Below are 19,898 nucleotides of genomic sequence, written 5' to 3' on the forward strand. Positions count from 1 at the left end.
GAGACCCAAACGGTAACCCCAGGCACCGACTTTGCCGATAAATTCGGCTGGTAAGGCCAGCGAGGTGCGGCTTACCGACCCGTGTGAGCCTTCATCTCACGCCAGGCGCTAGGACTAGACCTCCTTGAAATATCCATTCCCAAAGCAGCCATTCTGGTGGAAAATAAGCATGTTCCCCTTGGAGGAGATTAGTCTCTGTCGGATTTGCGGTAATCAATTTTCAAAAACTGTATCAAAATCAGACATTTCATGCACTACGTATAATACCTTATCGGTGATATCCAATATGAATGTTTAAAGGGACGCATAGGAGGTGCTCATGAAGATTTCAGGAAAGTTGGCCCTGGCCGCAGTGATGTTAGTTATCTGCTCGCCTGTCACGGCAGATGCGCAGCAGATTTCTTCATATGATTCCGCTACGATGAGAATCGAGAAACCTGTAAAAAATTCAGAAAATGATACATATGGCAGTTCGTCATCGCCTAAGAAATCACAAGAAAAGACGTCCGGTAGTGGCTCTAAGAAAAGCTTCTTTGGACTATTTTCTCTGCTATTCGTCAGTATAATGTAATCTGATGATTTTCTGTATTTATTGCAGTTTTTAACGCTCAGCGTTGGCCGCATGGGCGCGATCACGGGGCTTGGGCGACCAGGTGCGCGTTGTGAAATGACGAACTTTTATGATTCGTCCGATCAACGAGCAAAAGCTGCTCGCTGCCGCCCTATGGGTTGTGGTCCCATGGGAGCGTGGGCAATCGGCGGGCGAGCTACCGCGCTGGTTTTTGCCGAGTTCCGCGGCCGTGCTCAGAGAGTCGGTTCGAGGTCGGCTTAGGCAACGTTTCCGCTGCAACAGCAGATGGTTGTGCGGTTAGCGGCGAAGGCGAGGGACAATCCATCGCGCCACATCTCGTTAAAGGCAGGCAAACTTTGGAGCAATCCGTCGCCGCGTCGAAGTCAGGCGCCTCCTGACAGAAGGTGCGGCGTCATTTGTCGTTACGGACGCCCGTTACGATGTTGCAGCAGATCAGCTCGGCCGTGACCAACTCGCGCTTATAGGCGATAAGGTCGTCGGTTTCGTCGATGGCGATGACATCGGTTCCTTTCGTCGTCAGGATAGCAAATTCGCTGTCTGTGACGTCAGTCTCCAGCGTACGACGGAGGGACGCCCACCAGCGAGCGAGCCGCCGCAGCAGCTTATGGGCTGGGGCAGCGACGGTCAGGAATTTCGGGTGTGGGCGGGGGTAATGGGTAAATAGCAGGCGCACTATGGCCTGCCGCAGCGGGGGGGGGGCTGGTGATTCCGGTCGAGTGTCGACGCAGCGTTGGGGTAGTGCGCAATAGCGGGCGGCGTTCGAGGCCCCGGGGAGCTACCGATGAACAGCCTGTCGCGGTGGAAAGTCGATGGGTTGCTCCGCCAACCGCCCCCGAGCGGACTAGATATCCCGAGGCATGCAGCATCTCGCGCAGATCACTTGATTTGTGCCCCCGACTTCGGTGGCGCCGGTAGGAATGGCTGGGAGATTTCCTGCTCAGCATCTGACAGTTCGGTCGGCTAACGCTTGGCGCGTTTGCCATCTCCAACCATCCCTTGACGGTTCGCTCTGGACCACATCCCAAGCTTGAATCCCACCAACCGCTTGCACTTAGCGCATTATCAGGCCAACTTTTAGGCCTCATCCTGTTGCAGTGAATGAGATGGGTTGGCGCGGTTCTTCTGGATAAGACTCTTTCAGAAGCTAAGTCCCGCATCGATGGCCAGCGTCATAAGGGCCTTCCCGCAAACGCCCGCCGTCAGCGTGGGAGCCAATTGTGTCACTCAGCTTGGCCGCGTGAAAATTGTGCTTTGAATTTATTTAAAATATTGAATTGTAACAATATTTTAAATTTTCCAAAGACTCGACCAAATTGGTGATAAAAGTTAAGACGTGGTAAATAGCGCGGTGGGAGTTGTGGCCCTCCATTTCCGGCGAAGCTCATAATTGTAACCAAATCGTCACTAATCTGATTGGCTGCATCAGCGATCATCGCATCATACGGATAAGTGAGGGCTAAGCTGAGTGGATTAACGCGATCAAAGGTTGGTCGCTGTGGCCATTTGCCTGACTTGCGAAGCAATGGGGATCGAAGGTGAAATCCGACGAAAATCTGATCAAGGTCTGCGGCGAAATCGACGACACATTGCGAGGCCTTGTGGCCCTTGCTGATCGCTTCCGTCTGACTTTGGTGGCCGCGAATTTGGAACTTGCGCGTGACGCTGTTACTCAACAGGTGGCAGAAATTGCTTCGTTAACCTTCCCCGAGCGGGCGAATGCGAATTCCCTCACGAGTACCAAAAAAAATTAAAAGCTTAATCAGCTATTTGGAACTTATCTTCAGGTTTGAGCCAAAAGGGTAATAGACTCTTGCTTGCAGAAAATTAACGTAACATTCACTTGACATTCAAGCCTGGGGATTGGGCTTGAATGGTTGAGGCGAGCATGGTGGGCGTGACCCATCAAGTTAGATAGCGGGGGGGGTATGGGACTGCTGTCGGAAAACGCAGGATTGTCCGCGACGAGAAATCCACCTTGTGCGGCGAACGCAAATGACAACGCCGTCAAGCAATGGATGGAGTTCAAAGACTGCAAAGAGATTGCCAAGGCTTTTTATCGCTTTAGGCGCCGAAGAGATGATATATTCCCTAAAGGAATGTTTGCGGATCCAGCTTGGGATATCCTTTTGGATCTGTATATATCCGAAGTTGAGGGGAAAAAGATTAGTATTACTAGCGCATGTGCAGCTGCTTGTGTTCCAGCAACGACTGCTCTGCGATGGCTGAGCGTTCTTGAGGAGCGTGGTTTAATCGTCCGGATCGATGATCCTAACGATAATCGGCGATCATTTGTAAGAATCACCGGAGATGCAGTATACAAAATAACAAATTTAATTTGTAAATTTTGATTTCACCGATTTTGCCACCCCAATACGTTAGGGGTGGCAAAATTATTTGTATCTATTATGAATGCGGGTTGGCGAGTTCGACTGGAATTCGGTGGCGATGTGAATCGGTGCAAACGGTGTCTGCTTCACATCCTCTGCGAATTTGACCTTTCCGCGCTTTGGGTCGTAAAAGCTAATGGGGCCCAGTACGGAACTCAGGTCGATGGCCTCGTAAGCATGGCAGTAGCCTGCAGCTACCCGGTTTGCTGATTGAAAGCCGGACTGCGGCCGACAGGGTTGTCGAGCCTGGGCCGTTTGGCGGCGGCGGGCGCGAGGCGGCGTTGACCATGCTGGTGCGCCTGCCAAAGCTGCTGGCGAAAGGATAAATGCGCCCGGTTCGCGCCAAATGGCAGGTGAAAGGCCCGCATGTGCGCGCATCAGACGAAACAACGGGGCTCAGCCCCGCCGTGCATCGCATCAACGGGGTATGAGGGCCGCCAGACAGAGCCTATTTCCGCAGCCTGTTAAAACACTAGGCGGCGTGGACAAATTCCACAACGCCACGGTTGCTCTATAAAAGGCCCTGGGGAGGCGCGAGGACGAAGCAAGAGTGGGCCCTCTTGCAAGGCCGAGCAACGCTGCCAGGGCCTTTTATAGAGCAACCCCTGCGGGGCTGGACCAAAAACCGCCATTTCCGCGTCAGCTCGTCGCACAATATTCCCGATATTGCGCTTCCTCGCCTCCTTGAACTGGCGGTTTTTGCCTCCAGCCGTGGCGCTGTGGAATTGGTCCACGCCGCCTAGGGACCATTCACTGCGCGCGACCATTGGCGTCGTTCGGCCATCGCCATAGCTCCGCGGCTTGTATTTGGCATCTCCAACGCAGCAGCCGGTGTCTCCTTGCCTGTTTAGCCGCTCACCGAATGCCGCGCCGTCACGTAAACACGCCTTATCCCTAACGTGTCGATGCCGGCGTGACTTTTAAATGTCCTAATTAGACCAATGCTTTGTGTGGTAACTATTTGGGCGGATCGGGGCGGGGAATAGTTAACACCGAAGGCGCTGGGCTATGAAAACAGCCGTATGCCCTTTGGTGCAAGCTATAGAGCGCCACCTGCCAAGAAGGGCGCGAAATCTCGCTCGTCGATAGTTGGCGCAAGATCACAGCGATGCCGTCCTTTGGGGGTGCCATATGCTCGATTGGTTCGAAAAAGAAGCACCGATCCGTAAAAAATTCCAATTGTTGTCAATTGTTTATGGATCCCTCTCTGGTCTTGGATTCTTGGCCACAGCTTTAGCGGTTACGGGTTTGTCCGGTACGGTGGCGATCGGATTGGGGCTGGTCTCCTTTGCTGCAACAATCACGACGACGCTCGTCGCTACCGATCGCATCTGTAGGCCTTATGTTAACACCGTGCTTCGAATGGAAGCACTTGCCATTGGTGACACGCAAAGCGAAATTGCTTACACTGAGTATCGCGATTGCGTCGGACGGATGACCAAAGCGATGGCATCCTTCCGGGACAATGCCAATGCGATTCGCTGTGCTCGTGAAGAGCAGGAACAGGTAGTGAACCTGCTCAAGAACGCGCTTCGTGCACTGGCCGACAGCCGGCTTGATTGCCAAATCGACGTTCTATTTCCCGAATCGTATGAAGAATTGCGCGGCGACTTCAACCGCGCAGTGACTTCGCTCGCCCAAGCCATCGTCAGCGTGAATCAGACGGCGCTGACGGTCATGACCGGGGCTTCGGAAATTAATTCAGCGTCTGACGATCTGGCGCGCCGAAACGAGCAACAAGCTGCGAGCATTGAAGAAACCGCAGCAGCCTTGAGTCAAGTCACGCTGGGCGTCAACGCCATGGCCCATTCAGCCACGGGGGCGCAGCAGACGATTGCGCAGACCCATGAAGAAGCTAGCACTGGTGGGGCGGTCGTCGAGCAGGCGGTCGAAGCCATGGCTGCCATTGCTACTTCGGCAAACGAGATTAGCAGCATCGTGGGCTTGATCGACGGGATCGCGTTTCAGACGAACCTGCTTGCGCTCAATGCGGGCGTTGAGGCAGCACGCGCCGGCGATGCCGGCAAAGGTTTTGCGGTCGTTGCGAACGAGGTCCGCGCTCTCGCCCAGCGTTCGGCAGACGCCGCCCGGGATATCCGTACCCTGATTTCAACGTCGAGCGAGCAGGTGGCTGCGGGGGTAAACCTCGTGGGCCAAGCCGGTACGGTGCTTTCAAGCATTGTGAACCGGGTCGGCGAGATAAACGAGATGGTCGCAGACATTGCGCGCAGCGCTCATGGCCAGGCGGTCAGCCTGCAACAGGTCAATACCGCTGTGACCGAGGTGGATCGCGTCATCCAGCAGAATGCGGCCATGGTGGAAGAGTCGACTGCGGCCGCACGCTCACTCTCGCAGGAGGCGCGCGAGCTTGCCGGTGTCGTTCAGCATTTCGCGACCGGCAGCAATAGGCCTGATCGAGAACTCGGCGTGGTTACGACCCGTGATGCGCCCGCTCCAGTCGGCAAGCCCACGTATCAATCTGCTGGCATGGCCGCTTTGAAAGTTGTTGGCCCCCAGGATTGGGCTGAATTTTAGCTATTGCCCGACAGTTGCCGACCCAGTTGTCGCTTCCACGCATACAGCGACTGCTGACTGACACCTAGCCGCGGCTAGACCTCGGCTACCGGATATCCGCGTTCCGTGATCCGGGCCACCGCATCACGCTTGAACTCACCACTGAAATTGGACTTCCCCATCGTCGCCTGCTGTCTCCCAAATTAGGATCGAACGCGCCCAGAAATCTTGGGGCTACCCAGGTTGGGTGGCAGTCCCTCATCTCGTGTTCCATGCATCACGGTGCAGGGGCACGGTGGCGCATGCTGCCCTTTGGATGCGCCCGGAAACAAATCGAGAAAGACTGGCATCTTGCGGCAAACCGACCCGCAGGTGCGCCAGCAAGAAATAGCATCCCAAAATGCGATGTTGCGCTGCGGCATCGCGCGTAGCAATTATGCAGTTATGGTCCAGCAAACCCGCCGCACGTTTATCCAGAGCAGCGCGCTCTCACTTGCCCTTGGCACGCCTGCGGCTGCCGCTCTGGTAGCAGCCGTTCCGCCAAAAGGATTCCGCTTGGGCGTGAATCTTGCAGGGGCGGAATTTGCAATGATCGGTGGACGATGGAATTGGCCATCGCTGGATAATCTGCACTATTATCTCGCCAAGGGCTTCAATGTTTTTCGTGTGCCGTTCAAGTGGAATCGGCTTCAGACTCAAGTGATGGCCCCGCTTGACAGCGATGCGCTATCCGGTCTCGATCAGATCGTGGCTGCAGCCACCGCTGCCAAGGCGGTTGTTCTGCTTGATGCGCATGACTACGGCCGCCGTGACCAGCAGATCATTGCCGATGCAGGCTCCCCGGTGACGGCCGCCATGTTCGCGGATTTTTGGGGCCGCATGGCTGCGCGTTACCGCCCCAATCCGCTCGTCTGGTACAACCTGATGAACGAACCGCACGATCAGAGCGCCATAGCTAATATCCAGGCGCAAAATGCGGCATGCGCCGCAATTCGCGCCGCAGGGGCACGCTCTAAAGTGCTGTTTTCAGGCACCGCATGGACGGGGGCACATTCATGGATGACCACGACCAATGCCACGGCCACGTTGGAGATGGTCGATCCGCTCAACAACTTCGCTTTCGATGCGCATCAGTATCTTGATCGCGGATATGGCGGTGGTACGCTCAACGCTATACCCGGGGTTGGAGCGCATATTCTGCAAGCCATCACCAACTGGGCCCGTGCAAATCAGCGGCAAGTGTTTATCGGGGAGTTCGCCTCAGGGCCAACGCCACCTTCCCTCAAGGAACTCAATGATTTGCTGCATTTCATGGTGTCCAATAAGGACGTCTTCATTGGTGGCACGTATTTCGCAGGCGGCGGGACTTGGGGAAACAACATGGGATCAGCCGATCCGGTAGGCGGCGTTGACAAACCTCAGACTCTGTTGTTGCAGCGCTATTTAAAGTACTGAAACATGCGGGTAGGCTTTATCAACCTGCATAGATCATGACCTTCGCGCCATTTGCGGCGGCCGATGGTTATAATGTGGCAAGGTTGATCGACGAGCTTGTTCCATGCCTCGCAGCAATGGTCGGCGATGTCGTCGTAGGATTTGAAGATGCGGTTCGACAGCCAGTTGTCGCGCATGAACTGCCAGATGTTTTCGATGGGTTTGAGTTCCGGGCATTAGGCGGGAAGCGCGATGATGCTGATGTTGCTGGGCACTTCGAGCTTGCCGGTGGTATGCCATCCGGCCTGATCCATCAGCACGACCGCGTGAGAGCCCGGCGCAACGGCGAGCGATATTTCGGCCAGGTGCAGCGCCATGGTTTCAGTGTTGCAGAAGGGCAGGACGAGACCGACACATTTATCGTGCTCCGGGCAGATCGCGCCAAAGATGTATGCCGACTTCGCCCGCTAGTCCTTGGGCGCCGACGGCCTGGTTCCGCGTCTCGCCCAGCGCCATGTGATCTTGTTCTTCTGGCCCACGCGGGCCTCGTCCTGGAGCCAGATTGCTATGGGCGTGCCCTTCGGGAGGGCGGCTCTGACTTTTGCCAGTTCGGCGGCGTAGTCCCCTTTTTGAAAGCCTCCATCGCATGTTCGCTCTGGGTGTGGTGACGCGGTCGCGCGGTGAGTTTCACCGAGCCCAGCTTCTGGACCAGATCGATCAGGCGCCAGCGCACGACGCCATGGACGGCCGGGATTGGGCCGCGCTCGACTATGTCGACCAATACCTGGCGCTGCGCATCGTTGAGCGGCGAACGCGGTCCGGGGGCCTTGCCGTCCAGGAAGCCTTCAGAGCCGCGGGCGTTGAACCGCACCACCCAGTCCCGAACAATCTGCGGTCCGACACCGCCGAGCCGACCGGTCGCACTTCGGCGCCCGCCAGCGTAAATTTCGGCCAGGGCCAGAAGACGACGCGCCTGGTTCGCGTGCTTCGTCGTTCGCGACAATCGGCGCAGGAATGCACCGTCAAAATCCTCACGCAAACCAATCGCTGTTCCCATGGCGCCGGTCTCCAATGTGCTGGCGCCATTGAGGCAGAGTTCAGCGGCCTTGGGAAACCCCCGTGAGTCAGTCACCGCGCAGGTCGGTATAATACCGAGGCGCGGTGAGGCTGACTCAAATCCGGGATTCCAAGGCGCTGATTTTATGATCCGTTGGCGTAAGCCTGAGGAGGCTTGCGATGGCGACTAGGGTTTGAGCGGATTACACCTGGGCTGATTTGCGTCGTTTTATGCGTGGCTGTCGTGACGCGGATCTGGTTCGCCGCAGTTTGGCGCTGGCGGTCATCCTGGAAAGCGCTGCGCCGCCGTGCACCGATGCCCATGATTGCCCCGGCCTTCCTGCAGTCACTTCGGCTCAAGCAGGCCAAAGGGAGAAAAACGAATCTCCGGACCGCCACCGAAGCCAACCCTGCCAGCGATCAGGCAAGCCATCATCGATCAGTTCACCCGGCCGCCGGATAGACCATGCTTCCACTGCGGACTTCGGCGTACCGAGCCACCAAACCAGAATGTGCCAAAGTAGTGCTAATCCCAGGTGGCGGCAAGCTGGGGGTCACGTCACCCGTCGTAAAGCGATCGCGCGCGTTTGCGCATCCGCAGAAAAGAATTTTCCTTGGCGCATTTTTCTAAAATTTAGCAGATCATAATTTGAATAGTCAGATTTATCGGCGATTATGAAAACATTCAATTGGGCGATTCGAAAATCAACCGGATGAGGAATTCAAGATGGTCGATTATGTCTCAGCTACGGATCTTGCTTCAAATGCTCCCGGTAAAGGCGCTTCCATGGTTGGCGTGCAGGGAAGTGGTACCGTTCAGGAAGTACTGGTGCCTTGCGCCGATCGTGCGACGCTGGCTGCGCGCACTAACCAGACCACGATGGCATATTTGCTGGAACCAGGGCGGCAAGGCGCTTTCTACTGGTCGGGAAGTGATCTTAGCAGCGCTATTAATGCCGACCCCGCCCAAGCGTTCTATGTTCCGCCAGCTACCGCCCCCACGGGCTCAACCGGCGCCTGGGTGCGCGCTTCGGTCAATCTGGGCGTGGCTAGCTTGACATGGTTTGGCAACCCAGGTGACGGCAGCGTCAGCGATGCGCAGGCTGAGGCGGCCATGACCGCCGCGTTCGCTTGGCTAAACGCAGTGGGCGGCCGCACACTTGAAGTGCCGTCCGGCGTGTTCACCTACACATCCGACAAGCGCATTGTTGCAAGCGGCGCGACCCTCCGCGGCACGGCCAATTGCCGGTTTCTGGCCAAGAACAGTTCCCGCCTGATGATCGGCCTCGCCGACGATAGCACGACGGTCAACGGTCGCATTACCAAGGCGGGCACCAAGGCGATCGGCGTAAAGCTCGTCACCATTGGCTTTTTGCCGGCGGACGGGCATTCCGGTTCAATCGTCACGCTCGACTATTGCGATGAAACCACGATCGATAGTGTCGAGATAAGCATGTATGGATCGAGCAGCAACGTGACTGGCATCGAGTGCCGCTGGACGCAATGGGTCTATCTGCGACGCTGCAAGGTAAACGTGAATTCCCGCGCGGTCTGGATACGGCAGCAGTGGACTAATATCCAGAATGAAGATCATTACCATTTTGAAGATTGCCTATTCTACATCGGAAAGCTCATCAATCCTCCAGACATTGTGCCACTTTCTTGCGTCCAGATAGAAAAAGAACCAGGAAACAGTTACGGGATATTCGAGTTTTCCATGAGAGGATGCCATTTTCTAGGAATTCCCAACGACACCGCCCGGAGGGTTAGTGCGGTTGCCGTGAAGAATTCGGCCAGCGGTGACTCCCGCGCTATTCATCGCTTAAGTCACTACTCCTGTTTTTTTGAAGACACTTGGTATGGATTTGACGGCAATCGCTTCGTTCAGGCCGGCGATGGTTACGATACCTCGCGCGTTAGCTTTTATGGATGCAGCTTCCTGCGCTTTGGTTCTGCAGTTTACGGCAAGGATTATTCCAAGAACTCTTCAGATTTTACAGGATGTTATTTTCTACAGGGTGCAAATGTCACGAATGGGGCGATGGGGCGCTTCGGCTTGAGCAACGTTATTGAGGCGATCGATACGCCGTTCGCGAATAGCATTTTACGCAACCGCTTCACAGACAAGAACATGAGCGATATCGCAGCAAGCGGTGCCGGCCGGCTTCGGGCACAGAGCAATGTGGCCGTGGGTGCCACGGACACCAGCGTGGTGATCAATCATGGTCTGGCAGCAACCCCGACCAAAGTGATCTTCTGGACGTTGAATGATAACACATGGAAGCCCTCAGTTGTCGCAACTAACGTCAATGCGACTTCGTTTACGGCCAATTTCGCCGCGCCAGGTGCGACCAAAACTCTCTATTGGGAGGCGGAGGCAGCTTATCTCTAATTAAATCGACCAACAAATTTGTAATATCAAGGTGCGGTGAGGCTGACTCGGGTCCGGAATTCCCAAGGCGGTGATTTTATGATTCGTTGGCGTAACCTTGAGGAGGCTTGCGATGGCGACGGCGATTGGGGTTTGAGCGGATTACACCTGGGCTGATTTGCGCCGTTTTGCGCGTGGCTGTCGTGACGAGGATCAGGTTCGCCGCGGTTTGGCGCTGGTGGTGATCCTGGACGGGGGGGCGGAGCGATGTAGTCAAGGTGGCAGGCGTGATGTTGCAGATCGTGCGGGATTGGGTGTTGAAATACAACGAGGGTGGTCCCGAGGACTTGGCGACACGCAAGGCGCCGGGCAACGCTTGAACGATGAACAGCGCGCACGACTGAACGAACAGGTCGAGGCAGGGCCGATCCCCGCGGCTCACGGCGTGGTGCGCTGGCGTCTGGTCGATCTGGGGTAGTGGGTCTGGGATGAGTTCGGCGTATCGGTGACGCGCTTTACATTGAGCCGCGAACTGCAGGCCACGGGCTGCAGGAAGCTGTCCGCTCGTCCTCGTCACCATGGTCAACGTGCCGAGGACATTGCCGATTTTAAAAAAATTTCGCAGCCCGCCTGGCAAAAATCAAAAGGGCGGCTTCCGAGATACATACCGATAGAGCTGTGGCGGCAGGATGAAGCCCGAGTTGGCCAGCAGACCAAGCTCACCCGCCGCTGGACAAAGCGAGGAACCCGCCCCTCGGCGGCAAAGGACCAGCGCAGGGCAGCGAGCTAGATCTTTGGCGCAGTCTGCCCTGCCGAGAGCAGGGGGGCTGGCATCGCGATGCCCCGCTGCAACAGCGAGGCCATGAGTAGGCACCTTGAAGGAAATCGCATTCCACGTCGCGCCCGGCGCCCACGCCGTCTTGCTCCTCGATCAAGCCGGATAGCATGGTTCGGCCGAACTCACCGTGCCCGACAACATTACCCTGATTCCTCTGCTGCCGCCGATGCTCCGAATTGAACCCCGTCGAGAATGTGTGGCAATTCATGCGCGACAACTGGCTGTCAAACCGCATCTACTCTTCGTACGAGGATATCGCCGACCACTGCTGCTTCGCCTTGAACAAACTCGTCGACCAGCCTTGGCGGATCATGTCGAACGGCTGACGCCATTGGGCGCACGGGTATCGAGCAGTGCACTTTGGTAAAAGGCCCCCGCTTCATGGTGCGCCCATATTTTGGTAAGATCTGGGCTAATATCCTGCGCCGCAGCACAGCGGGCTAGGGTCAGGACCCATTAAATTTCTTGCGCAGGCGGCGATTGGTTGATTCAAGGTCAGCGTTGAGGAGGCGCTGACCGTGGACGTACCGTTCGTGCTGAGTGAGGCGCAGATGCGCCGGATTGAGCCATTCTTTCCGCTGTCGCATGGGATTCCACGGGTGGACGACCGCCGGATTATCTCGGGCATCGTCTACGTCATCAAGCATGGCCTGATGTGGCGCGATGCCCCCAAGGGGTATGGCCCCCACAAGACGATTTACAACCGGTTCGTGCGTTGGAGCCGGCTTGGTGTGTTCAACCGCATCTTTGCCGAACTGGCCGGCGCTGCTGGCGAGCCGGACCGGATCATGATTGATGCAACGCACCTCAAGGCCCACCGCACGGCATCCAGTCTCCTAAAAGGGGGGCTCTTTCCCGATGTATCGGGCGCACCAAGGGCGGACTGAACTCGAAGCTGCATACAGTCTGCGATGGCCAGGGTCGGCCGATCGTCATGCTGCTCACCGAAGGGCAGATGAGCGATCACAAAGGCGCAGTTCTGCTGTTTTCACAACTGCCCCAGGCCAAGGAACTGCTGGCGGACAAAGGCTACGACAGCGACTGGTTCCGCCGCGCCCTTGCCAGCCGCGGCATCACCCCATGCATCCCGCCAACTGCCAATCGCAAGGTACAGCACGCCTACGACAAGCAGCTCTATCGCCAGCGCCACAAGATCGAGAACCTGTTCGCCCGCCTCAAGGACTGGAGACGCATCGCCACCCGTTACGACCGATGCGCCCACACCTTCATGTCGGCCATCACCATCGCAGCAACCTTCTGCTTCTGGCTCTAATCAATGAGTCCTGACCCTAGTCCCGTTTATCGGGAGCCTTACGAATGTCGGAAGCGATCGCTGTTTAGTTCATGACCGTCCGATTTAGACGAAAGCGACCATCAATGATGACGGATCAGCATCGCCTATTTTGCACTGCAAAATTTCCCTTGAACGCTCAGGCCGAGTCATATAAGTAAAAATCTGTAAGCCGAATCTGGAGTTGTGACCATGAAAATCATGAAGATCGGCGCCCTCGGCGTCATTGCTTCCCTGCTGGTTGCAGGCACTGCCGAAGCAGCTGGTACGCAAGCTGCGGTGCCTGTTGCCTCGGTTACCGCGAAGAAGTTGATCCGCTCCTCTGCCCCCGTCGCTCGCCAGTCAAAGGGTGCTGAAGGCGTTGTTTTGGGCCTTGCCGCTGCGGCTGTGGTCGGCTTGGGCGTCTATGAGGTCGCCAAGAGCGACTCTACGGGCAGCTGAGCGACCGAATTCCCTGTATTATGGAAAAGGCCCGTACGCTTTGCGTGCGGGCCTTTTCTGTGCACGGCGTGGTCTCTGTGCTTACTTCCGTCAGAAGCCCGACCGCCTTCGGGATTGCTTAGGCACGTACGCGCCACTACAATGTTCTGTAGCGACGAAATGGCGCTGTCAAAACGCAACATGATGGTCAGCACCAACTTGCTTTCCCCCTTTTGATCGAGCACCGTTCCAGTGGAAGACAGCCCCGCTTCACGCCCGCAGCGTCACCCTCGTCGGCGCCGTTCCAGTAGCAAGACATCCTCGATCCGGCCTACAGATCCGGCCTTACTTAATCGCGGGGCCTCACCGCGACGACACTCCCGAAGCAAGCAAGGACGGGATCCAGCCATGCGTGGCCGCGCGGTGCTGCGACTTGGCTCGCCGAAAGCAGGAGTGATTGTGATCATGGCAATGCTTGTGGCAGCCATGGTTTTGGGGGGAGGTGGCACCAGCAACCCCATGACCGAGATGGTGTTGCAACCGCTGATCGCGTTCCTGGCGCTCCTGCCGCTCGTGGTGCCCCGTCTCAACGACGGGCTGATCCCGGTTCCGCGCACGGCATGGGTGATCAGCGGCCTCGTCCTGCTGATACCATTCGTGCAACTCATTCCGCTGCCGCCTTTGGTGTGGCACGCCTTTCCCGGCCGTGAGATGGAAATCGCCTCGTTGGGCCTGATCGGCCGGGCGGATAGCTGGATGCCTTGGTCGATGGCGCCGGCGCGCACGTTCATCTCGCTGCTGGCGATGGTCGTGCCGGTGCTGATCCTGCTGAGCGTGTCACGGACCGATCTGGTGGGCCGCTTCTGGCTCTGCGTCACGATCGTGGCAGTGGCGGCGCTGTCGATCATGCTCGGCGCGCTCCAGCTTACCCATCTGGCCGGCCACAACTGGACCTTGTACAGCTATTCCCACTTCGGCGTGATCGTTGGCTTCCAGGCCAACCATAATGCCGAGGCGGACCTGCTGGCGATTGCCCTGATGGCCTGCGGCGTGATCGCCACGGCTCTGGCCGGGCGCGTTCGCAACCGCACGCTGTTCTGGTCCGGCGTCTCGTTCACCGGCGCGGTCATGATCGTGCTGATTGTGCTGACCGGCTCGCGCACGGGCATCGCGCTGTCGACGATCGCCGTGGCGACGTTCCTGATCATCCTCTGGCCGCTGAGCCGGGCAGACTTCTCGCGCCGGGGCCTGTTGCTAGCGCTCGGCGGCGGCGCGGCAGCGGTTGCGATCATTCTCACCATCGGCCTGCTTTCGATCGATCGCATTCTCAGCCGCTTTGCCGATCTCAAGGACTCGCGCCACGATATCTGGCTCGACACTATCCAGGCGATCCACGGAGTGTGGCCGTTCGGCAGCGGCGTGGGCAGCTTTCCTCCGATCTTCAACGCCGTGGAACGCCTGGAAGTGGTGCGTGACACCATGGCCGGCCGCGCGCACAATGATTGGATGGAATGGACGCTGGAAGCCGGCCTGCCGGGCTGGATCGTGTTGCTGGCGATCCTGATCATCGTCGGCGCGATGGTCTGGCGCCGCCTCGGTTTCGAACTGCGCCGTCAGGGCACGCTGCAGTCGCGCGCCCAGGCGATCATGGCCGTGGGCATCCTGGTGCAATTGGGCTTGCACGCGTTGGATGATTTCCCGGTACGGGAAATGTCACTGGCCAGCCTCTTGGCCGTGGCTGCGGCTTTACTGTTCAAGCCGCAGGGCCCCGGCACCGAGGCCGCGCCTCAGCCCAAGCCGGACGCTTCCGATGCAGCGGTGGACGAAGCCTCCCTGGCGGTCGCTCCACCGGCGCTGGTGACCGTTCCGGCCTGAGTCGCCGCTCCCGCCGGTTCAGGAGCGGGGCGGGAACACCGGCGCCAGCTTGCGGCCGGCGATGATCGTCGCGAGGAGCCAGGCATCGCCGGCATAGCGCGGCAACAGGCGGCGCGGCTCGCTCGCCATGCGGTGTGCCCATTCCACGCTGAGCTTGCGCATCCACTGCGGCGCCCGCTCCTTTTTCTCCGATGAGAAATCGAGCGCCGCGCCGACGCAGAAGATGTGTGCTGCTGGCATCAGGGTAAAGTGGCGCGAAACCCAGATTTCCGACTTGGGCGCACCAACGCCCATGAACAGATGCGTGGTACCCAGCTTGCTGATCCGCCCGGCCATCGCCTTGCCAAAGGCCTCGTCGCGCTCGAAACCGAAAGGTGGGCTTTCCGTCCCAATCGCGGCCGGATCAAAGCCACGGGCGACCAACTGGCCGCACAGCGCCTGGGCCGCGTCGAGCGAACTGGCCACGAAATAGGGTCGGTCGGTGCCCGGACGCAGCTTTTCGAGCAAGGCCGGGAACAGATCCGCGCCTGTCACTACCGGGAGATCCATGCCGGTCTGCCAGCGCGCCAGCATCCGGATCGGGCGCCCGTCGACCGTCACCAGCGCGGCACGGGAATAGGCTTCGCGGAACGCCGCATTGCCTTGCAGCATGCGCAAGTGGTTGACGTTGCACGTGCAATAAAGCTGCGGCGCGGCCACCGGGCGCAGCGCCAGGTCCACCAGCTCGCCCAGCGGCCGCTGCGAAAAAGCCAGGCCATAGCGCCGATAGAGCACGGCTTCGCTTGCGCCTGGCGCCGCATTGTCACTCATCGCATGCCCCCATCGTTCATTTGCATCATGCCGCTGGCAACCTGGCCAGTTGTCAGTCCCACCCGAACAGGTCACGGGTGAAGATCTTGTCGTTCACGTCGGCCAGTTGCTCGGTCCGGCGATTGGCGATGATCACATCGCAATCCGCCTTGAACACGGCCAGGTCGCGCTCCACCCGCGAACCGAAGAAGCGATCCTGCGTCATCACTGGTTCGTAGATGATCACTTCGATACCCTTGGCCTTGATCCGCTTCATGATCCCCTGAATCGAGGACTGGCGGAAATTGTCGGAACCGGCCTTCATCACCAAGCGGTACACCCCCACTTTGCGCGGATGGCGAGCGATGATTTGGTCGGCCAGGAAATCCTTGCGCGTGCTGTTGGCGTCCACGATGGCGCGGATCAGGCTTTGCGGCACGTTGGAATAGTTGGCCAGCAACTGCTTGGTGTCCTTGGGCAGGCAATAGCCGCCATAACCGAAGCTGGGGTTGTTGTAGTGCATGCCGATCCGCGGATCCAACCCGACGCCCTCGATGATCTGCCGGGTGTCCATCCCGCGCGCTAAGGCATAGCTGTCCAGCTCGTTGAAGAAGGCCACGCGCATGGCGAGATAGGTGTTGGCGAACAGCTTGATCGCCTCGGCTTCGCGCGCGTCGGTATAGAGAATCGGCGCATCCTTGCGCACCGCTCCTTCTCGCAGCAATTCGGCAAAGACCCGCGCCCGCTCCGACCGTTCGCCCACGATGATCCTCGACGGATGGAGGTTGTCATGCAGTGCCTTCCCTTCGCGCAGGAATTCCGGACTGAACACGATTTGGTCGCTGCCCAGCCGCGCCCGCATGCTGTCGACAAAGCCGACCGGGATGGTCGACTTGATCACGATGGTCGCCAGCGGATTGGCGGCGACCGCGCGGGTGATCACCGATTCGACCGACGAGGTATCGAACTTGTTGGTTTCCACGTCATAATCGGTGGGCGTGGCCACGATCACGAAATCAGCATCGGCCAGGGCGGCATCGGCATCGAGCGTGGCCGTCAGATCGAGCGACCGCTCGCGCAGGAATGCTTGCAGTTCCACATCCACGATCGGGGATTGGCGGGCGTTGAGCTGGTCTACGCGCTGCGCCGAAACGTCCACCGCTACCACGGTATGATTCTGCGCCAGCAGCACGGCGTTGGACAGGCCGACGTAGCCTAACCCGAAAACAGCAATCTTCATTCGGTCATACTCATAGCACCGGCACCAGCCGGCAACGCGGCGCTTTTCCGTCGCGCTGCCAGGCCAGTCAATGGCTGTGCGGTCATTCCGTCAGGCATTCCGGCAGGCCGGCCGACATATCGAGATCGCGTACGCGCTCCAGGGCCTGCTGGTTCAGGCTGGCGGCGCGCTCGGCCGTGGCGCCTTCGGTGTAGACGCGCAGTTCGGGTGCGTTGCCGCTCGGGCGCAAGTGGATGATATCGCCGCTGGCAAACGTGGTGCGCAGACCATCGGTGGCGTCAAACGTCTGCGCCTCGCTACCGGCAAGATCGCCGAACAGCTTGGTTAAGCGGGCCAGCACGTCCGTTTCGATCCCTTGCTGAAGCCCGGCCAGCAACGCCTGGCTCTGGCTGGTAGGATAGTTCTGCAAGCGCTCGCTGTTGGTAAAGCGCGGCGGCAGTTGCGCCTGGAGCGCCGAAAGAGTGAGGCCACGGGCACGGGCATCGGCGAGCACGGCCACCATCGGCAGCACCGCATCGCGGGTGGGCAGGGCGCCCAGCGTGCGGCCGTTGCGCGTCACTGCGCTGCCTAGGATGAAACCGCCATTGGCTTCATAGCCACAGGCACTCTCGCCCTTGGCCAGCAGCGCGTTCATCGCCTCGATCACGAAGGGCGAACCGATCCGGGTGCGGCGCACATCGCCAAACCAGCCCGACAGTTCCAGCGCGGAGTTGGAACTGACAGGCGTGGCCACCGCCGCCAGTTCCAGCGCGCGGGCGCAGAGGATGCCCAGCACATCGCCGCGCAGCCAGGCTCCGGTTTCATCGGCCAGCAGCGGACGATCGGAATCGCCGTCGGTCGATAGGATCGCATCCAGCCCGTGCTGCGCGGTCCATTCGCGCGCCAGCACGACATCTTCGGGGCGCACCGCTTCGGTATCAACGGGAATGAACCGCTCAGACCGGCCCAGCGCCATCACTTCGGCGCCCAGCGCGCGGACCACGTCCACTACGATGTCGCGCCCCACGGCCGAATGCTGATAGACGCCCAGCTTGAGGCCCTTGAGCGGTTCAGCCCCGAAGAAGTCGGCATAGCGCGCGACATATGCCGTGCCCACATCGACCGGCGCATCGAGCACCGGGGGCGCCAGCAGCATGCCATCAGCATCGAACAGGCTTTCATCCACCGCCACGGTCTGCGCCTTGATCGCGGTTTCGTCGGGCTTGAGCACTTCGCCATCGGCGCGGTTGAACTTGATGCCGTTGCGATCGTCGGGAATGTGGCTGCCCGTGACCATCAGCGACGGCACGCCTAGGGCAAAGCCATGGGCCGCCACCGCCGGAGAGGGCACGAAACCGCAGTCGACCGCCACGCCCTCGGCATCGCCAATCGCCGCCGCGCAAGCAGCCATGATGCGCGGGGTGGAGGGGCGCAAGTCTCCCGCCAAGGCCACGGCAGTGCCGGGGCCGAACTGCCCCTCGCTAGTCATGTGCTGCAAGAATGCGCGGGTATAGGTGTAGCACACGCGATCGGTCATGGCCGTCACCAGCCCCCGCGCACCGCTGGTCCCGAAGGCGACACCGGAACTGGCCATCAGATCGGAAACGGAAAGGGTCTGCGTCATAGGTCCTCGGTCTTGGTCGCGGCCGCCGTCATTGCTGCGGGGCAGGTGGGGTTCGAGACGCCATATCGGCTTCCCGGACATTGGAGTGGGCGGCCTTTCAATCCGGGTCTCGTCCTCTCGTTCCTTCCGAATTGCCAGTCATAGCAATCTTGCAATCTCGTCACGCGGCCGGTGCCACATGGCGCAAAGAGCGTTTCGTGCAGGCCCGTTAAAGCTCCGCAAAGGCGGCGGCGGCCCGCTCAACGGTGAAGCCGGTCATCAGCGCATGCGCCTTGGCGAGCCGCAACGCCACCTGCTCGGGCGTGAGCGACAGGGCATGGGTCAACGCCGCGCCGATCTCTTCAGGCGAAAGGCCGCAGACCAGAGCCGGATCGATCTGCTCGACGATTTCCGCGCTGCCGCAGAATTTCGAGACAATGGCCAGGCGGCCGCGCACCAGCGCTTCGTTGACCACCAGCCCCCACGGATCGATCACCGAGGGCAGCACCAGGACGTCAATCGCGTCGAAGAACGCTTCGAGCCCGGCGCCCGAGACATAGCCATGGGCCTGCTCGTGCTCTGCCAGATCGGGCATGGAATATCCTGCGAGGTGCAACTGGCCGCCACACCCCGGATCGCCCGCAACCACGGCGTTCATCGCCGTGCGGAGGGCCGCGACGTTCTTGCGCGGCACGCTGCTGCCCAGATAGCCGAACCGAGTCAGCGTGGTGATGGAGCGTAGCGGCGGCTCAGCATCCGGGCCGTCCGCCAGGGGGGCGGGCACGACCTGGGGAATACGGCGGATCGGGCCGGCAAAGCCCAGCCCGCGCAGATAGCGGTCCGACATCTCCGACCAGCTTGCCGCAGCCCCGGCCAGCCGCAGTAAGGCGCGCGAGGTGAGCGTCTGGTAAAGCAGCTTGCCCCGCCGCTTGGACGGATCGGGAATGTGCTCCACCCACAGATAGGTGCGGCGCGCCATGCGCCTCACCGCAGATGCGAAAAGCAGCATTGAGATATTTGTAGGGTTGTTGTCCACCAGCACGGCCACTTCCGCCGACGCCGGAAGGTCCAGCTTGCCGGCGGGAAAGACCATCTTGGCATATTTTCGCGTCGGCACGCGCCGGGCGGAATAATGCACTGGCAGTTCTTCCGTCCACTGCCGACCTTCATCACTGGCCGACTGCATGTAGATAACCAGCAGTTTCTTGGTCTTGCCCAGCTCTTCAAAAATGGCGTGCCGGCTGGGCGAGAAATAGTTCTGGAACACCAGAATATCCACGGCATCATCTAGGCGTTCCATTTGGCTCACTGATCACCCATCGCTTTGCCGCAGCCTTATCGAACGTATAGTCGCACCTTTACCGCATTGCAACATTGTGCACCGCGATCATTTTTCGCTGCCCCAACGAGCCGGAAAGTCTGCACCGCACAACCGGTGCGAAACGGCGCCCCCCTTTGAGACTACACTTGACGTGCTCCCCTGATTGTTACCAGTCAGAGGTAGAGTCC

General features: G+C 59.2%; 15 protein-coding genes and 2 pseudogenes. 10 read left to right on the forward strand and 7 right to left on the reverse strand.

The features are described 5' to 3' along the window. The first annotated feature begins 319 nt into the window (after nt 1-319). Nucleotides 320-571, forward strand: coding sequence for a hypothetical protein (locus IP65_RS21565; protein ID WP_156306784.1), 252 nt, complete (start codon nt 320-322; stop codon nt 569-571). Between the two features lie 412 nt (nt 572-983). Here the strand turns inward: IP65_RS21565 and IP65_RS19980 are convergent, their stop codons facing one another. Further along, complete coding sequence (locus IP65_RS19980; protein WP_054132807.1) at nt 984-1,265, reverse strand: hypothetical protein; 282 nt, start codon at nt 1,263-1,265, stop codon at nt 984-986. 547 nt (nt 1,266-1,812) lie between these two features. Further along, nucleotides 1,813-2,025, reverse strand: coding sequence for a hypothetical protein (locus IP65_RS21820; protein WP_168353367.1), 213 nt, complete (start codon nt 2,023-2,025; stop codon nt 1,813-1,815). Between the two features lie 102 nt (nt 2,026-2,127). Between IP65_RS21820 and IP65_RS21825 the strand changes: the two genes are divergently transcribed. From IP65_RS21825 to IP65_RS19990, 4 genes are all read left to right on the forward strand, one after another. Further along, entirely contained in the window at nt 2,128-2,343 is a 216-nt protein-coding gene (locus IP65_RS21825; protein ID WP_168353368.1) for a hypothetical protein, read from the forward strand. Nucleotides 2,344-2,517: 174 nt separating this feature from the next. After that, nucleotides 2,518-2,940 carry a MarR family winged helix-turn-helix transcriptional regulator gene (locus IP65_RS21575; RefSeq protein WP_156306788.1) on the forward strand — a complete coding sequence of 141 codons (423 nt, stop codon included), beginning with the start codon at nt 2,518-2,520 and terminating at the stop codon, nt 2,938-2,940. A gap of 1,170 nt (nt 2,941-4,110) precedes the next feature. Further along, nucleotides 4,111-5,514, forward strand: coding sequence for a methyl-accepting chemotaxis protein (locus IP65_RS19985; protein WP_054132808.1), 1,404 nt, complete (start codon nt 4,111-4,113; stop codon nt 5,512-5,514). A gap of 330 nt (nt 5,515-5,844) precedes the next feature. Continuing rightward, nucleotides 5,845-6,948, forward strand: a complete 1,104-nt coding sequence (locus IP65_RS19990) for a glycoside hydrolase family 5 protein (RefSeq protein WP_156306791.1) — start codon at nt 5,845-5,847, stop codon at nt 6,946-6,948. Here IP65_RS19990 and IP65_RS21110 read toward each other — a convergent pair. Then, nucleotides 6,933-7,984 (reverse strand): annotated as a pseudogene (locus IP65_RS21110) (IS630 family transposase). The gene IP65_RS19990 and the pseudogene IP65_RS21110 sit on opposite strands and share 16 nt — an antisense overlap. Nucleotides 7,985-8,710: 726 nt before the next feature. On the opposite strand from IP65_RS21110, the gene IP65_RS20005 reads away from it, so the two are divergent. From IP65_RS20005 to IP65_RS20035, 5 genes and pseudogenes are all read left to right on the forward strand, one after another. Beyond that, nucleotides 8,711-10,375, forward strand: a complete 1,665-nt coding sequence (locus IP65_RS20005) for a hypothetical protein (protein ID WP_156306793.1) — start codon at nt 8,711-8,713, stop codon at nt 10,373-10,375. Nucleotides 10,376-10,532: 157 nt separating this feature from the next. Continuing rightward, a pseudogene (locus tag IP65_RS21115) lies at nt 10,533-11,518 on the forward strand (IS630 family transposase). 225 nt (nt 11,519-11,743) lie between these two features. After that, nucleotides 11,744-12,465, forward strand: a protein-coding gene (locus IP65_RS21120) for an IS5 family transposase (RefSeq protein ID WP_369801322.1) whose coding sequence is annotated in 2 segments (ribosomal slippage) — nt 11,744-12,029 and nt 12,029-12,465 — 723 coding nt in all. Because the reading frame shifts where the segments join, the coding sequence is not laid out codon by codon here. A 210-nt stretch (nt 12,466-12,675) separates the two neighbouring features. After that, complete coding sequence (locus IP65_RS20030) at nt 12,676-12,924, forward strand: hypothetical protein (RefSeq protein ID WP_054132813.1); 249 nt, start codon at nt 12,676-12,678, stop codon at nt 12,922-12,924. A gap of 498 nt (nt 12,925-13,422) precedes the next feature. After that, nucleotides 13,423-14,778 carry an O-antigen ligase gene (locus IP65_RS20035; RefSeq protein ID WP_168353304.1) on the forward strand — a complete coding sequence of 452 codons (1,356 nt, stop codon included), beginning with the start codon at nt 13,423-13,425 and terminating at the stop codon, nt 14,776-14,778. An 18-nt stretch (nt 14,779-14,796) separates the two neighbouring features. Here IP65_RS20035 and IP65_RS20040 read toward each other — a convergent pair whose 3' ends face one another. The 4 genes from IP65_RS20040 to IP65_RS20055 all read right to left on the reverse strand — a co-directional run bounded on the left by IP65_RS20040 (nt 14,797) and on the right by IP65_RS20055 (nt 19,689). Further along, the gene (locus IP65_RS20040) at nt 14,797-15,588 is read right to left on the reverse strand and encodes a WecB/TagA/CpsF family glycosyltransferase (protein WP_054132815.1); all 792 of its coding nucleotides are present in this window, start codon (nt 15,586-15,588) and stop codon (nt 14,797-14,799) included. A 52-nt stretch (nt 15,589-15,640) separates the two neighbouring features. After that, a complete protein-coding gene (locus IP65_RS20045; protein WP_054132816.1) occupies nt 15,641-16,807 on the reverse strand; it encodes a nucleotide sugar dehydrogenase in 1,167 nt (388 codons plus the stop codon). Between the two features lie 82 nt (nt 16,808-16,889). Beyond that, entirely contained in the window at nt 16,890-18,410 is a 1,521-nt protein-coding gene (locus tag IP65_RS20050) for a phosphomannomutase (protein WP_054132817.1), read from the reverse strand. Nucleotides 18,411-18,618: 208 nt separating this feature from the next. Then, nucleotides 18,619-19,689, reverse strand: a complete 1,071-nt coding sequence (locus tag IP65_RS20055; protein WP_054132818.1) for a glycosyltransferase — start codon at nt 19,687-19,689, stop codon at nt 18,619-18,621. Nucleotides 19,690-19,898: the final 209 nt, after the last annotated feature.

Origin of the sequence: Novosphingobium sp. AAP1, from assembly GCF_001295765.1 — a bacterium.
Lineage (GTDB): Bacteria > Pseudomonadota > Alphaproteobacteria > Sphingomonadales > Sphingomonadaceae > Novosphingobium > Novosphingobium capsulatum.

Excerpts from the sequence above, each read along its gene's own strand:
- IP65_RS19985 (WP_054132808.1), top strand. The coding sequence starts at position 4,111 with ATGCTCGATTGGTTCGAAAAAGAAGCACCGATCCGTAAAAAATTCCAA.
- IP65_RS20005 (WP_156306793.1), top strand. The coding sequence starts at position 8,711 with ATGGTCGATTATGTCTCAGCTACGGATCTTGCTTCAAATGCTCCCGGT.
- IP65_RS20030 (WP_054132813.1), top strand. The coding sequence starts at position 12,676 with ATGAAAATCATGAAGATCGGCGCCCTCGGCGTCATTGCTTCCCTGCTG.
- IP65_RS21820 (WP_168353367.1), bottom strand. The coding sequence starts at position 2,025 with ATGATCGCTGATGCAGCCAATCAGATTAGTGACGATTTGGTTACAATT.
- IP65_RS21565 (WP_156306784.1), top strand. The coding sequence starts at position 320 with ATGAAGATTTCAGGAAAGTTGGCCCTGGCCGCAGTGATGTTAGTTATC.
- IP65_RS20035 (WP_168353304.1), top strand. The coding sequence starts at position 13,423 with ATGACCGAGATGGTGTTGCAACCGCTGATCGCGTTCCTGGCGCTCCTG.
- IP65_RS20055 (WP_054132818.1), bottom strand. The coding sequence starts at position 19,689 with ATGGAACGCCTAGATGATGCCGTGGATATTCTGGTGTTCCAGAACTAT.
- IP65_RS20045 (WP_054132816.1), bottom strand. The coding sequence starts at position 16,807 with ATGAAGATTGCTGTTTTCGGGTTAGGCTACGTCGGCCTGTCCAACGCC.
- IP65_RS21575 (WP_156306788.1), top strand. The coding sequence starts at position 2,518 with ATGGGACTGCTGTCGGAAAACGCAGGATTGTCCGCGACGAGAAATCCA.
- IP65_RS20040 (WP_054132815.1), bottom strand. The coding sequence starts at position 15,588 with ATGAGTGACAATGCGGCGCCAGGCGCAAGCGAAGCCGTGCTCTATCGG.
- IP65_RS20050 (WP_054132817.1), bottom strand. The coding sequence starts at position 18,410 with ATGACGCAGACCCTTTCCGTTTCCGATCTGATGGCCAGTTCCGGTGTC.